12 protein-coding genes are annotated in these 14,331 nt (G+C 72.5%); 11 read left to right on the top strand and 1 reads right to left on the bottom strand.

Features of this window, described 5'->3' with window-relative positions:
- Positions 1–6: 6 nt before the first annotated feature.
- The 6 genes from KZC56_RS16955 to KZC56_RS16930 all read left to right on the top strand — a co-directional run bounded on the left by KZC56_RS16955 (position 7) and on the right by KZC56_RS16930 (position 7,294).
- The gene (locus KZC56_RS16955) at positions 7–1,242 is read left to right on the top strand and encodes a heparan-alpha-glucosaminide N-acetyltransferase domain-containing protein (RefSeq protein ID WP_247639081.1); all 1,236 of its coding nucleotides are present in this window, start codon (positions 7–9) and stop codon (positions 1,240–1,242) included.
- Positions 1,239–2,078 carry an aldo/keto reductase gene (locus tag KZC56_RS16950; RefSeq protein WP_247639080.1) on the top strand — a complete coding sequence of 280 codons (840 nt, stop codon included), beginning with the start codon at positions 1,239–1,241 and terminating at the stop codon, positions 2,076–2,078. The genes KZC56_RS16955 and KZC56_RS16950 overlap by 4 nt, the downstream gene beginning before the upstream one ends.
- 245 nt (positions 2,079–2,323) lie before the next feature.
- The gene (locus KZC56_RS16945) at positions 2,324–4,126 is read left to right on the top strand and encodes a thioredoxin domain-containing protein (RefSeq protein ID WP_247639079.1); all 1,803 of its coding nucleotides are present in this window, start codon (positions 2,324–2,326) and stop codon (positions 4,124–4,126) included.
- Between the two features lie 180 nt (positions 4,127–4,306).
- The gene (gene hisC / locus KZC56_RS16940; RefSeq protein WP_247639078.1) at positions 4,307–5,419 is read left to right on the top strand and encodes a histidinol-phosphate transaminase; all 1,113 of its coding nucleotides are present in this window, start codon (positions 4,307–4,309) and stop codon (positions 5,417–5,419) included.
- Entirely contained in the window at positions 5,416–6,807 is a 1,392-nt protein-coding gene (locus KZC56_RS16935; RefSeq protein ID WP_136035929.1) for an amino acid permease, read from the top strand. Before hisC ends, KZC56_RS16935 begins: the two co-directional genes overlap by 4 nt.
- Before the next feature lie 4 nt (positions 6,808–6,811).
- The gene (locus KZC56_RS16930; protein WP_136028578.1) at positions 6,812–7,294 is read left to right on the top strand and encodes an Lrp/AsnC family transcriptional regulator; all 483 of its coding nucleotides are present in this window, start codon (positions 6,812–6,814) and stop codon (positions 7,292–7,294) included.
- Positions 7,295–7,325: 31 nt separating this feature from the next.
- Here KZC56_RS16930 and KZC56_RS16925 read toward each other — a convergent pair whose 3' ends face one another.
- Positions 7,326–8,879: a dolichyl-phosphate-mannose--protein mannosyltransferase gene (locus tag KZC56_RS16925; RefSeq protein WP_247639077.1), complete on the bottom strand. Its 1,554-nt coding sequence runs from the start codon at positions 8,877–8,879 to the stop codon at positions 7,326–7,328.
- 39 nt (positions 8,880–8,918) lie between these two features.
- Between KZC56_RS16925 and rsmI the strand changes: the two genes are divergently transcribed.
- From rsmI to KZC56_RS16900, 5 genes are all read left to right on the top strand, one after another.
- On the top strand, positions 8,919–9,740 hold the full coding sequence (gene rsmI, locus KZC56_RS16920) for a 16S rRNA (cytidine(1402)-2'-O)-methyltransferase (protein WP_206253074.1): 822 nt from the start codon (positions 8,919–8,921) through the stop codon (positions 9,738–9,740).
- 16 nt (positions 9,741–9,756) lie between these two features.
- Positions 9,757–10,383 (top strand): class I SAM-dependent methyltransferase, encoded by a 627-nt coding sequence (locus tag KZC56_RS16915; RefSeq protein ID WP_136045274.1) that lies wholly within the window; start codon positions 9,757–9,759, stop codon positions 10,381–10,383.
- Between the two features lie 51 nt (positions 10,384–10,434).
- Positions 10,435–11,544: a LacI family DNA-binding transcriptional regulator gene (locus KZC56_RS17825; RefSeq protein WP_247639076.1), complete on the top strand. Its 1,110-nt coding sequence runs from the start codon at positions 10,435–10,437 to the stop codon at positions 11,542–11,544.
- A gap of 143 nt (positions 11,545–11,687) precedes the next feature.
- Positions 11,688–13,352 (top strand): ABC transporter substrate-binding protein, encoded by a 1,665-nt coding sequence (locus KZC56_RS16905; RefSeq protein WP_247639075.1) that lies wholly within the window; start codon positions 11,688–11,690, stop codon positions 13,350–13,352.
- Positions 13,349–14,329, top strand: coding sequence for an ABC transporter permease (locus tag KZC56_RS16900; protein WP_136028586.1), 981 nt, complete (start codon positions 13,349–13,351; stop codon positions 14,327–14,329). Before KZC56_RS16905 ends, KZC56_RS16900 begins: the two co-directional genes overlap by 4 nt.
- The last annotated feature ends 2 nt before the right edge of the window (positions 14,330–14,331 follow it).

Raw genomic sequence — 14,331 nt, 5'->3', positions numbered from 1 at the left:
CAACTCGTGACCTCCCCCCTCGCGCCCACCCGCTGGTTCCGGGACTTCGGCCGGCCACCGCGCATCCTCGGCCTCGACGTGGCCAGGGCCCTCGCGATCCTGGGTATGGCCGCCGCCCACGTCGGCGAGCTCCGGCCGTTCGCGTGGGGCGACCCGTCCACCTGGACCGACCTGGTGAACGGCCGCTCCTCGATCCTGTTCGCACTGCTCGCCGGGGTGTCGATCGCGCTGATGACGGGGCGCAGCACGCTGCCCGCTCCCGAGCGCATGCCGACGCTGCGCCTGAACCTGGTGGGCCGGGGCGCGGCGATCTTCCTGATCGGTCTCGCGCTCGAGATGCTGAACACGCCCATCGCGGTGATCCTCACGCTCTACGGGCTGCTCTACGTCGCGGTGATCCCGTTCCTGCGGTGGCGGGCGTGGCAGCTGCTCCTCGCGGCCGGGGTGCTCGCGGTCGTGGCCCCCGCCGCGCTCGCGCTGCTGAGCGCGCTCGCGCTGGAGCCCTACGGCGCAGGGCTCGGCTTCGCGCTGTACGGCGTGTACCCGCTGACGGCGTGGCTCGCATTCGTGCTGGGCGGCCTCGCGCTCGGCCGGCTGCACGTGGAGCGACTCCGCACGGCGGTCGTCGCGCTCGCTGTCGGCGTGCTGCTCGCGGTCATCGGATACGGGCTCGGCGCGGTCGGCCAGGCGGCCGGAGTCGGGGGCGAGGACGGTGGCATCGGCTCCGGCGACGGCGGCTTCGGATTCGGCTCCGGGTGGGGCGCGTACCCCGCGGCGCTCGCGGGGCTGGACCCGCTGCGGTCGGTGCTGTCGGCGTTCTTCGGCGTGGAACCGCACTCCGGGGGCACGGCCGAGATCCTCGGCTCCGGGGGCTTCGCGCTCGCGGTGGTTGCGCTGTGCCTGCTGCTGAGCCGGCCGCTGCGGTGGGTGTTCCTGCCGCTCGCGGCGCTCGGCTCCATGCCGCTCACGGCATACACGGTGCACGTGGTGTCGATCGTGGTGCTGGTCGGCCCCGGCGGCTTCGTGCAGAGCACGGCGTTCTGGCTCCTCACGGCGGTCGCACTCGTGGTGGCCGCGACGCTGTGGTCGATCCTCTTCGGCCGCGGACCCCTCGAGCGCCTCGTGGGTCGGGCGGCGCAGGCCATGGCCTCGGTGCCGGTCGACCGACGCGGTGCCTCCGCCGACACGGAAAGACACGATCCCGCCACACCTGTCATCACAGGTCATAGGCTGGACCCATGACCACCATTCCCTCTCTCGAACTCAACGACGGCAACTCCATCCCGCAGCTGGGCTACGGCGTCTTCAAGGTGCCGCCGGCTGAGACCGAGCGCGCGGTGAGCGAAGCGCTGGAGATCGGCTACCGCCACATCGACACCGCCGCGATCTACGGCAACGAGGAGGGCGTGGGCGCCGCGATCGCCGCCTCCGGCATCCCGCGCGACGAGCTGTTCATCACCACCAAGCTCTGGAACGACCGCCACCACGACGACGAGCCGCGTGCGGCGATCGGCGAGAGCCTCCAGAAGCTCGGGCTCGACCGGGTCGACCTGTACCTCGTGCACTGGCCCACCCCGGCGAAGGACGACTACGTGCACGCGTTCGCCAAGCTCATCGAGCTGCGCGAGGCCGGACTGACCCGCAGCATCGGCGTCTCGAACTTCCTCGTGCCGCACCTGGAGCGCACCGTGAAGGAGACCGGCGTCGTCCCGGCCGTGAACCAGATCGAGCTGCACCCGGCCTACCAGCGTCGCGAGGAGGTCGCGTGGGCCGACGCGAACGACGTGCGTATCGAGGCGTGGGGTCCGCTCGGTCAGGGCAAGTACGACCTGTTCGGCATCCCGGCGGTCGCCGACGCGGCCGCGGCCCACGGCGTCACCCCGGCGCAGGCGGTGCTGCGCTGGCACCTGCAGAAGGGGATCATCGTCTTCCCGAAGTCGGTGCGCCCCGAGCGTCTGCGCGAGAACCTGGACGTGTTCGGCTTCGAGCTGACCGACGCGGAGATCGCCGCGATCGACGCCCTCGACCCGCTCGACGGTTCGGGTCGTGTCGGCTCGCACCCCGACGAGGTCAACTGACGGGAACCCCCGCCCACGGAGTCGCCCCGATCGACCGGCCACGCAACGGACCGGCTGACCCCCGCCCCCCGGGAGTCGGCCCGATCGACCGGTCACGCAACGGACCGGTCGCGCCGACCGACCACCACCCCCGCACCCGGACGCCCCGTGTCGCCGCTCGCGACGCGGGGCGTTCGCGGGGGAGCCGCGATCCCGTGCTCACCGCCGCAGCCCGCCGTGCCGCCGCGCGGCGTAGCGTGGACGGCATGACCAACCGGCTCGCGGACACCCTCAGCCCCTACCTCCGGTCGCACGCCGAGAATCCGGTCGACTGGTATCCGTGGGGCGAGGAGGCGTTCGCGGAGGCGCGACGGCGGGACGTGCCGCTGCTGATCTCGATCGGCTACTCCACGTGCCACTGGTGTCACGTGATGGCGCGCGAGTCGTTCTCCGATCCCGTCACGGCCGCGCTGATCGACGAGGGCTTCGTGGCGGTCAAGGTCGACCGCGAGGAGCACCCGCACGTCGATGCGGCGTACATGGCCGCGGCGTCGGCGTTCACGCAGAACCTCGGCTGGCCGCTCACGGTGTTCACGACGCCGGGTGGCCGCGCGTTCTTCGCCGGCACCTACTGGCCGCCCGAGCCCCGGCCGCCGATGCCCGCGTTCCGCGAGGTGCTCGCGGCCGTGCGGGAGGCGTGGACGGTGCGGCGCGCGCAGGCGGAGGAGTCGGCGGACGCGGTGACCGAGGCCCTCGCCAGGGCGGCCGAGGCCGCGCCGTCCGACCTGCCCGACGCGGCAGCGATCGTCACCGCCGCCGAGGGGATCGCGGCCAGGGAGGACCGGCTGTTCGGAGGCTTCGGCGGGGCGCCGAAGTTCCCGGTGGCGACCACGCTGCGGCTGCTGCAGCATCCGCTGGTGCGGGCGGGTTCTCCCGACGCCGGGGCAGCGGCCACGCGGGCGCTCGCGGCCATGTCCGGCTCCGACCTGCGCGACGAGGACGGCGGCTTCTTCCGCTACGCCACGCAGCGGGACTGGACGGTGCCGCACTACGAGCGCATGCTCACCGACAACGCGCAGCTGCTGGAGGTCGCGCTGGACGAGGGGGATACGGGCACCGCCCGCGGCATCGCCGGCTTCCTCCTGGGCGTGCTGCGACGCGACGGCGGCGGCTTCGGGGCCGCGCAGGACTCGGAGTCGTGGATCGACGGGGTGCGCAGCGAGGGCGGGTACTACCAGCGCCCGGTGTCCGCGCGCGGCGAGCTGGAGCCTCCCACGGTGGACGGCAAGGTCATCACGGGCTGGAACGGCCTCGCGGTCGGGGCGCTGGCCAGGGCGGGGACGACTCTCGGCGAGCCCGACTGGGTCGAGGCGGCGGCCGCGGCGGCCGATCATGTGCTGCGCGTCAACCGCGGCGACGACGGCGCGCTCGCCCGGGCGTCGCTCGACGACCGTGCCTCGGCAGCCCCGGCGACCGCGGCCGACCTCGCGCTGTTCGCGGAGGGGCTGCTGGGCCTCGCCGCCGCGACCGGGGAGGCCGAGTGGGCGGTCACGGCGCTGCGGCTGCTCGACCCGGCCCTCGACGGTGCCGCCGGCGCCGACCCGCTGCTTGCGGCGCAGGGCATCGCGACCTCGCCCGACCACACCGACGGCGACCTCCCCTCCGACGCGGCGGCGGTGGCGGGCGCTGCGCTGGCGGCGTGGCGGCTCGGTGCGGGGGACCGGTACCGCGAGGAGGCGGTCGCCCGGGTGCGGATGCTGGCGGCGCGTGCGCTCGGTCAGCCGTTCGCGCACGGGAGCCTGCTCCGGGTGGCCGCGGGGCTGGTCGCACCGCCCCGTCAGCTCGTGGTCGTGACCGACGACCGCGACGGGGCGCTCGCCCGCGCCGCGCGGGACGCCGACGCCGACGTGCTCGCGGTGGTGTCGCCCGCCCAGGCCGCCGCGTTCGCCGCGGCGGGCTTCGAGCTGTTCGAGGGCAAGGCCGCGACGCCCGAGCGCCTGTACGACTGCCGGGCGTTCGTGTGCCGGCTTCCCACCGCCGACCCCGCCGAGGTCACGAGGGAACGCTGACGCTCACCCTGCCCCCCACCCGCTCCCGGAGGCGGACTGGGCAATCTGCCCAGACCGAGCCCGCCGGGAGACGTTCGATTGCGCGCGATGCCCACCATTCGCTGCACCGATTGCCCAGGGGGCGACGTGCGTTCTAGGGTGGCGCGACACCACCCGGATCACAGCAAGGATGCTCTGACGATGCCCCTCTCCGCACGTCCCGGCCTCGACGCCGTCCCCGCCTACCGTCAGGGCCGCTCGGCCCCCGCCGGTGCCTCGAAGCTCTCGTCCAACGAGTCCCCGCATCCGCCCCTGCCCTCCGTCGTGCAGGTCGTCCAGGAGCGCGTCGCCGGGATCCACCGCTATCCCGACATGAGTGCCGCGGCCGTGCGGCAGGCGCTCGCCGCGCGCCACGGCGTCGACGTCGACGAGGTCACGGTGGGAGCCGGATCGGTGGAGATCGCGGCCCAGCTGATCCACGCGGTCGCCGGCGCGGGTGACGAGGTCGTGTTCGCGTGGCGGTCATTCGAGGCGTACCCCTCGCTCGTGCGCATCGCGGGGGCCACGCCCGTGCCCGTTCCGCTCGACGCGCAGCACGGCCACGACCTCGACGCGATGCTCGCCGCGATCACCCCGCGCACCCGACTGGTGTTCGTGTGCAACCCGAACAACCCCACCGGCACGGTCGTCGACGCGGACGCGCTCGAGCGCTTCGTGGCCGCCGTGCCGCGCGACGTGCTCGTGGTGATCGACGAGGCGTACGTGCACTTCGATCGCACGGCGAGCCGCGGCGCCGGCATCGAGCTGTTCCGCCGCCACCCGCACGTCGCGGTGCTCCACACGTTCTCCAAGGCCTATGGTCTCGCCGGCCTGCGCATCGGCTATGCGATCGCCCCGCGCGAGATCGCCGAGGCGCAGCGCAAGGTGGCCGTGCCGTTCGGTGTGACCGACCTGGCGCAGGCCGCCGCCCTCGCGTCGCTCGCGGCGGAGGAGGAGCTGGCGGTCCGCATCGACGAGGTGGTCGCGCAGCGCGAGCGCCTGTACGCCGTGCTCACCGCCGCGGGCTGGACCGCCGTCCCGTCACAGGCCAACTTCGTCTGGGTCCCGTCGGGGGAGCGCACCGCCGAGCTCGACGCCCTCCTGCACGCCGGCGGTGTCGTCGCCCGCGCCTTCCCCGGCGAGGGCATCCGGATCTCGTCCGGCTCCGCCGCCGACATCGACAGGGTCGAGGCCGCCCTCGCCGCCGCGGTCTCCGGCGGCGACGCCGCGCTCGATCCCGACCGCGATGCCGACCTGATGGGGGTGTCCGCGTGAGCGTCGAGGTCCCGGTCACGACCACCACCACGAAGGGCCTGCATCCCGGGCTCACCCGGCGCCAGATCTCCATGATGGGGCTCGGCGGCGCGATCGGCGCCGGGCTGTTCGTCGGCTCCGGCCAGGCGATCGGGATCGCCGGTCCCGCGGTCCTCATCTCGTATCTGGTCGCCGGCGGCATCGTCGTGCTGGTCATGGCGATGCTGGCCGAGATGGTCGCGGCACGCCCCAGCTCCGGCGCGTTCAGCTCCTACGCCCAGAAGGCGATGGGGCGCAGCGCCGGCAGCGCGGTCGGCTGGCTCTACTGGATCCAGCTGATCGTGGTGATCGCGGCCGAGGCGACCGGGGCGGCGGGCATCGTGGCCGGCTGGATCCCCGGCGTGCCCGCGTGGGTGTGGGTGCTGGTGTTCGTGGTCGCCCTCACCGCGGTGAACCTGTTCGGGGTGCGCAACTACGGCACCTTCGAGTTCTGGTTCGCGGCGATCAAGGTCGCCGCGATCATCGCGTTCCTCGTGGTCGGCGTGTGCGCGATCGTCGGCCTCATCCCCGGTGTTCCGGCCACGGGTGTGTCGAACCTCGTGGACGAGGGCGGCTTCGCGCCCAACGGCATCACCGGCATCGCGGCGGCGCTCCTGATCGTGGTGTTCGCGTTCGGCGGCACCGAGGTCGTGGCGATCGCGGCGGCCGAGTCCGACGACCCGGCGCGCAACATCCGCCGCATCGTGCGCGAGGTGCTGGTGCGCATCCTCATCTTCTACGTCGGCTCGATCTTCGTGATCGTCGCGGTGCTGCCGTGGGACGACCCCGCGGTGGAGGCCGGTCCGTTCTCGGCGGTGCTCGACACGCTCCATGTGCCGGGTGTCGGTCTGGTGATGGACCTCATCGTCGTGGTCGCGCTGCTGTCGGCCATGAACGCCAACATCTACGGCGCCTCCCGCATGGCGTATTCGCTGGGGGAGCGCGGACTGGCGCCGCTGGCGGTCACCCGCACGAGTCTCACGGGCGTGCCGTACCTGGCGGTGCTGGCGTCGGTCGCGTTCGGGTTCGTCACGGTCGGGCTGAACTGGGCGTTCCCCGATGTGGTGCTCCCCGCCCTGTTGAACGTGGTGGGCTCGACGCTGCTGGTGATCTGGACGGCGACCGCGGTCTCGCAGATCGTGCTGCGGCGCCGGGCGGACCGCGCCGGCGAGGCGATGCCGATGCGGATGTGGGGCTTCCCGTGGATCTCGTGGCTGTGCTTGGCCCTGCTCGCCGGGGTGATCGCCCTCGCGATGATCGACCCCGCGGCACGCACGCAGCTGCTGCTGACCCTCGGGCTGACGGTCGTGCTGCTGGTGGTGGCGCGGCTCACCCGTGGTGTGTCCCGTCCCGGCGTGGTGCGGGAGTAGCGGCGTGCGCATCGACCGGCTGGACGCCGCGCTGATCCGGTTGCTCACCGAGTCGCCGCAGCTGCCCATCCTGGAGTGTGCGCGGCGGCTGGGCATCGCACGCGGCACCGCCACCAGCCGGCTCGCGCGACTGCACGAGGGCGGGGTGATCGAGGCGATCGTGCCGCGCGTCGACCCGGCCGGCTTCGGCTACGGCATGGTCGCGTTCTGCCTGGTCGAGATCGATCAGAAGGTGGGGCACGACGAGGTAGCCGCCGCGCTCGCGGACGCGGTGCCGGAGATCGTGGACATGCACACCGTGACGGGGGCGAGCGACATGCAGCTGCGCCTGGTCGCGCGCGATGCCACGCAGCTGCAGGAGGTGCTCGACCGGGTCGCCGTCGTGCCGGGGGTGGCGCGCACGGCGTCGTCCATCGCGATGCGCACGCACCTGTCGGGGCGCGTGCTGCCGCTGGTCGAGCACGTGGCCACCGACGACGCCGGCTGAGCACCGGCCTCGCCGTCGCGGGCTCCCGTGCTCAGATCCAGCCGGGCAGCCAGTTGTGCAGCCGCCAGAAGTCGTACGGCACGCTGATCCCCAGCCACAGCGGCAGGAAGAACGCCGACACGAGCACGACCACGGTCAGGAACACCACCACGGTGCGCTGCCCGGACTGGCGCCGGTGCAGCGGATCGTCGCGTGTCCCGGCGATGATCCGCAGCGTCATCGTCAGCGCGAGCACCAGGAACGGCATCATGACCACCGTGTAGAACTGGAAGATCGTCCGCTCGGGGAACATCAGCCAGGGCAGGTAGGTCACGGCGAGCCCCACGAGCGGCAGCGTGAGCGCCGGTTCGATCGGCTGACGGGCGATCCACGCGCGCACCAGGCGGTACAGCAGGTACACGCTCGCGGCGACGCCGCCGTACCAGATCAGCGGGTTGGGGATCGCGGAGATCACGCCGATGCAGTGGTCGACCCCGCACGCGGTCGGCTCGGGGTCGACCCAGACGGCGGTCGGTCGCAGCAGGAACGGCCACTCCCACGCGGGGCTGGCGTAGGGGTGCCCGCGGCTGAGCCCCACGTGGAAGCCCAGCATCGCCTGGTGGTAGTTCCACAGCGCGAGCAGGGGGTTCGCGTCGCTGCCGCGGTCGTAGCCCTTGTCGGTCACGAGCCACCCGGTCCAGCTCGCGAGGTACACGGCCGCGGCCGGCAGCACCAGCAGCACGAACGACACGGGCCCCTGGCGGAACACGGCGGACGCGGGCCACACGACCACACCGCCGCGGCGCCGGGCCAGCGCATCGGTGACCACCACGTACAGCCCGAAGCCGGCCAGCACGTACAGGCCCGACCACTTCACGGCGCACGCCGCCCCCAGCGCGAGACCCGCGGCGACGAGCCACGGCCGGCGCCACAGCACCGGACCCCACAGCGGGTCGGGGGCGTAGGGGTCGCGGCGCTCCAGGAGGGGGATGGTGCGTTGCCGGTCGAGCAGCACGAACAGCACGCCGAGCAGCACGAAGAAGGTGAGGATGCCGTCGAGCAGCGCGATGCGGCTCAGCACGATGCTCAGTCCGTCGATCGCGAGAAGGGTGCCCGCCACGGTGGCCGCGACCACGGATCCGGTCAGGCGGCGGGCGATCAGGTACACCAGCAGCACGGAGCCCGCACCCAGCAGGGCCGTCGCCAGCCGCCAGCCGGCGCTGTTGTCGGGGCCGCCGATGGCCATGCCGAGCGCGATGAGCCACTTGCCCAGCGGCGGGTGCACGATGAAGGCGCCCTTGTTCGTGAGCGGCAGCTCCTGCAGGGTCTGGAAGGCCTCGTCGGCGCCCTGCCCCCAGACGCCTTCGTAGCCGAGGGTCCACAGCGACCAGGCGTCCTTGACGTAGTACGTCTCGTCGAACGCCAGCTGGTGGGGGTGCCCGACGTTCACGAGCCGCAGCACCGCCGCGAGCGCCGTGACCACGAGCGGTGCGAGCCACCCGATGGCCCGTCCCCAGTCGGCGGCGTGCAGCACGCGGTCGCGCAGCCGCTCGTACCGCGTCGCCCGCGCCTCGGGGGGAGGCAGCAGGGGCTCGGGCGCGGTCACCGCTCCAGCCTAGACACCCCGCCCGCCTAAGCTGGGCGGGTGATCATCCTCGCCGCCACGCCCATCGGGAATCTCGGGGACGCATCACGGCGTCTGGTGGAGGTGCTGGAGAACGCGGAGGTCGTTGTCGCGGAGGACACCCGCACCACGCAGCGGCTTCTGCAGGCGCTGCAGATCGCCAACCGCCCGCGCCTGATCGCGCTGCACGACCACAACGAGAAGCAGAAGGCCGCGGAGCTGGCGGCCCTCGCCGCGGACACCGATGTCGTGGTGATGAGCGACGCGGGCATGCCGACCGTGAGCGACCCGGGCTACGGGCTCGTGGCCGAGGCCGTGGCGCAGGGGGTCACGGTCACCGCGATCCCCGGTCCGAGCGCCGTGCTCATGGCGCTGGCGATCTCGGGTCTGCCGACCGACCGCTTCACGTTCGAGGGGTTCCTGCCGCGCAAGCCGGGGGAGCGCCGGGCGACCCTGACGGCGCTCGCCGCGGAGCCGCGCACCATGGTGTTCTTCGAGTCGCCGTCGCGCCTGGCCGCGACGCTCGCCGACATGGGGGCGGCGTTCGGCGAGGACCGCCGGATCGCGGTGTGCCGGGAGCTGACGAAGCTGTACGAGGAGGTGCGCCGCGGGACCGCCGCCGAGCTCGCCGCCTGGGCCGCCGACGGCGTGAAGGGCGAGATCGTGGTCGTGGTCGAGGGCGCGCCCCGCCGCGCGGTGTCGGCCGACGACGCGCTGGCCCAGGTGCAGGCCCTGGTCGCGGACGGCACGCGCCTGAAGGAGGCCGCGGCCGAGGTGGCGGCGCAGACCGGCCTCTCCACGCGCGACCTCTACCAGGCCGCCCTCGCCGCCCGTACCCGATGAGCTCGGGGGGCACCCGGTGACGACACCGGCGGAGGCGCACGACGCCATCGCGGCCGCCTACGACCGCCGCGCCGCGGAGTACGTCGCGATCGCCGGCACGGTGGAGCAGCTGGACCCCCGCGACCGCGACACGATCGATCGCTGGCGCCGAGCCACCTCGGGTGCCCTGCTCGACGCCGGGTGCGGTCCCGGGCTGTGGACGCGGTTCCTCCACGACGCGGGGCACGACGTGTCGGGCATCGACCTGTCGGCGGAGTTCGTCGCGGAGGCCCGCACGCGGCACCCCGGCCTCGACGTCACCCAGGGCTCCTTCCTCGCGCTGCCGCAGCCCGCCGGGTCGCTGGGCGGCGTCCTCGCGTGGTACTCGCTCATCCACACGCCGCCGACCGAGGTGCCCGCCGCGCTCGCCGAGTTCGCGCGCGTGCTCGCGCCAGGGGGACGACTGCTGCTGGGCTTCTTCGACGGCGAGCCGCGCGCGCCGTTCGACCACGCGATCACGACCGCGTACTTCTGGTCCGCGGAGGCGCTCACGCCGCTGCTCGCCGCCGCGGGGCTCGAGGTCGAGGGGACCGAGACCCGCGCCCGCGTGCCCGGGGAGGCGAGCACGCGCCCGCACGGTGCGCTGATCGCCCGCCGGGTCTGATCTACGCTGTCCTGACACCCGATCCGACGACTCGACCCTGGGGGATCCGCCGTGAGCAAGGCCGCGACCGTGTACGACGTCGCCGCGCACGCGGGCGTCTCGATCGCCACCGTGTCGCGGGTGCTGCGGTCGCCCGATGCCGTACGACCGGCGACCCGCGAGCGGGTGCTCGATGCGGTCACGGCTCTCGGCTACGTCCCGAGCGGAAGCGCGCGCGGGCTGGCCGAGCGCCGGACGGGCGTGCTGGGCCTGTACTTCCCGGGGTTCGACGCGGCGGAGGACGCCCCCGCGCTCGACGTCCTGTCGAGTGCGGGAGCCGCGGCCCCGCCGTTCACGGTGGTGGAGGACGAGGGCGAGCCCGGCGCCCCCGCCACCTCGATGCTGTTCCTGGACGAGGTGCTGCGCGGGGCCGAGCTGGAGGCGTGGAAGCAGGGCTTCGTGCTGATGGTGGGCGTGGGGCGCGACGACCCCGACCGGTCGACCGTGCGGGACATGGCCGGTCGTGTCGACGGGCTCATGGTGCTCGCGAGCAGCGTGCCGGACGACGTGCTGGCGCGGCTCGCGCGCCGCATCCCGGTCGTGGTCCTGTCCGGTCCGCCGCGCGGCGACGACTACGACCACGTCACGGTCAGCAACGCCGAGGCGATGGGCGAGCTCACGCGGCACGTTCTCGCGCAGGTCGGGGAGGGTGCGGTCGCGTTCCTCGCGGGTCCCGCGGACTCGCCCGACGCGGAGCAGCGGCGCGAGGGCGTGGTGGCGGCCGTGGCGGCGTCGGGCCGGGCGACCGAGGAGCTGCGGCTGCTGCGCGGCGACTTCACGCGGGCGTCGGGGCGGCGCGCGGCCGAGGAGCTGCTGCGCGACGGCGCACCCCCGTCCGCGGTGATCGCGGCGAACGACCAGATGGCGCTGGGGGTCGTCGACGTGCTGCACCGCGCGGGCGTGCGCGTGCCCGACGACGTGCTCGTGACCGGGTTCGACGGCATCGATGCCGCCGCCCTCTCCGTCCCCCCGCTGACGACGATCCGGCAGCCGATGATCGAGCTGGGCCGCGCCGCGGTGCAGGTGCTGGCGCGCCGGCTGGAGGAGCCGGAGGCCCCGCCCGCGGTGGTGCGGCTGCCGTTGCAGATCCTCCTGCGGGAGAGCTCCGCGCGACCCGCCTGACGCGCCTCGAACGGACGGGAGCGCGGTGTCAAGGGGTTGCCGATCACAAATGTATGCGCTTACACTCGCTCATGCGGCTTCGGCCGACGGACGCTCCGACCCGTGGGGCGCCCATCATGACAGAGACGACATGAGGTCCCCCAGTGGCAGAGACGCACACCTTCCGACGCTGGCGCAGAGCCGCCGTCGTGGGGCTCGCGGCCGCGGCGATCGCGCTCAGCGGCTGCAGCATCCAGATCAGCTCCCAGCCCGACCCCTCCATCGGCGAGGACACGATGCTGATCAACGCCGACCACGGCAACCCGTTCTTCACGAAGAACTTCAACCCGTACCTGACCAACACGCGCACCGCCTCGCGGTGGATCTACGAGCCGCTGATCCTGGTGAACCCACTCGACGGCGAGCTCAACCCGTGGCTGGCCTCCGCGTGGTCGCAGCCCGACGCCCGCACGATCGTGATGACGCTGCGCGACGGGGTCGAGTGGAGCGACGGCGAGGACTTCACGGCCGACGACGTCGCCTTCACGTTCCAGCTGCTGAAGGATGAGCCGTCTCTCGATATCAAGGGCGCCTGGCAGCACATCGACTCGGTCGAGGTCGACGGCTCCGACGTGATCTTCCACCTGCAGAGCGAGGACGCCCCGTCGCTGTCGATCCTCGGCCAGACCATGATCGTGCCGGAGCACATCTGGAAGGACGTGCAGGATCCGGGCACCTGGCGCAACGAGGATCCGGTCGGCACCGGCCCGTTCGTGCTCGGCAACTACAACGACCAGCAGTACTCGATGGACCGCAACCCCGACTACTGGCAGGCCGACCGGATCGAGATCGAGCACATCATCCTCCCGGCGACCAACAGCCAGCTCGACACCGTCACCCGCGGCTACGACTGGGCGTACGCGTTCATCTCCGACGTGGAGGGCACGTGGGGCGCGGCCAGCCCCGACAACACCTGGTGGTTCCCGCCGGGCGGCGTGATCTCGCTGGTGCCGAACCTCGAGGTCGCCCCGTTCGACGACGTCAACGTGCGCCGCGGCATCGCGCTCGCGCTCGACCGCGAGGAGATCGCCGAGACCGCCTCCGAGGGCTACATGAAGCCCGCCGGCCAGACCGGCCTGATCCTGCCGAACCAGGAGCAGTACCTCGACCCCGAGATCCCCGACGCGGGCATGATCGCGCAGGACGAGGACGCCGCGCTCGCCGCCTTCGCCGAGTCCGGCTACACGCTCGACGGCGATCGGCTGGTGGGGCCGGACGGCGAGCAGCTGGAGTTCTCGCTCACCACCGCGAACGGCTTCTCCGACTGGACCCGCGCCGCGCAGACCGTGCAGCGCCAGCTCGGAGACATCGGCATCAAGGTCTCGCTGAAGCTGCCGCAGCCTGCGGGCTACCAGAGCGCGATCGGCAACGGCGACTTCGAGATGGCGATCGGCGGCATGGGCAACGGCGACGTCTACCAGGCGTTCAACAGCCTGCTCTCCAGCGACTTCTACGTGCCGTCCGGGGAGTCGACCACGAACAACTTCGAGCGCTACCGCTCGCCGGAGGCCGATGCGCTGCTCGCGGAGTACCGCGCGACGGTCGACCCGCAGCGCCAGGGCGAGATCGTGCACGAGCTGCAGAACATCGTGTACGACGAGCTGCCCGTGATCGGCATGTACTACGGCGGCATCTGGGGCCTGTTCAACGAGGCGAAGTTCACCGGGTGGCCGTCCGCCGACGACCCGTACATGATCCCGCAGAACTACGACTCGGCGCCCCTGATGATCTTCACCCACCTGAAGCGAGTGAACGGAGACGACCAGTGAAGTACGTCGCCCAGAAACTCGGCCTGTTCGTGCTGACCCTGTGGGCCGCGGTCACGCTGAACTTCTTCCTCCCGCGCATGATGCCCGGCTCGCCCGCCGACGCCGCGATAGCCAAGCTCTCGCAGAACGGACCCGTGTCGGATGCGACCAGGGCCGCGATCGAGGCGCAGCTCGGCGTGCCGACCGGCTCGCTGTGGGACCAGTACGTCGCCTACCTCGGTCAGGTCGTACGGCTCGACTTCGGCGTCTCGTACACGTTCTACCCGCAGTCGGTGTCGAGCATGGTGTCCACGGCGCTGCCGTACACGCTGGGCCTGGTGGGCATCGTCACGATCCTCGCGTTCGTGATCGGCACCCTCATCGGCGTGATGGCCGCGTGGCGGCGCGGCACCTGGCTCGACTCGCTGCCCACGCTGACCGGCTCGTTCCTCAGCACCTTCCCGTACTTCTGGACCGCGCTGCTGCTGCTGTTCTTCCTCGGCTACGTGCTGCACTGGTTCCCGACGACCGGCGCCTACTCGGCGACCACGACGCCCGGGTTCACGTGGGACTTCATCGTCGACCTGGTGCGTCACGCGTTCCTGCCGGCGCTGACGATCCTGCTCACGTCGCTCGGCGGCTGGATCATCGGCATGCGCAACGCCATGATCAACACGCTCGGCGAGGACTACATCACCTTCGGTGAGGCCAACGGGCTGCGCGGGCGCACGATCGCGCTCCGCTACGCCGCGCGCAACGCGATCCTGCCGAACCTCACCGGCTTCGGGCTCACGCTCGGCGGCGTGGTGGGCGGGTCGATCCTCGTGGAGCAGGTGTTCGGCTATCCGGGCATCGGCTACCTGCTGTTCAACGCCGTGATCGGGCAGGACTACCCGCTCATGCAGGCGCTGTTCCTGATGATCACCGTGAGCGTGCTCATCGCCAACTTCCTCGTGGACATCCTCTACGGGGTGCTCGACCCGAGGACGCGCCGATGATG

This window comes from Microbacterium sufflavum, from assembly GCF_023091155.1.
Classification (GTDB): domain Bacteria; phylum Actinomycetota; class Actinomycetes; order Actinomycetales; family Microbacteriaceae; genus Microbacterium; species Microbacterium sufflavum.
The sequence above is the reverse complement of the archived record's forward strand: the minus strand, read 5'-3'. Positions and strand labels throughout refer to the sequence as shown.

What these genes read in the sequence shown, in the direction of transcription:
- KZC56_RS16950 (WP_247639080.1), top strand. Translation starts at nt 1,239, where the DNA reads ATGACCACCATTCCCTCTCTCGAACTCAACGACGGCAACTCCATCCCG.
- hisC (WP_247639078.1), top strand. Translation starts at nt 4,307, where the DNA reads ATGCCCCTCTCCGCACGTCCCGGCCTCGACGCCGTCCCCGCCTACCGT.
- KZC56_RS16945 (WP_247639079.1), top strand. Translation starts at nt 2,324, where the DNA reads ATGACCAACCGGCTCGCGGACACCCTCAGCCCCTACCTCCGGTCGCAC.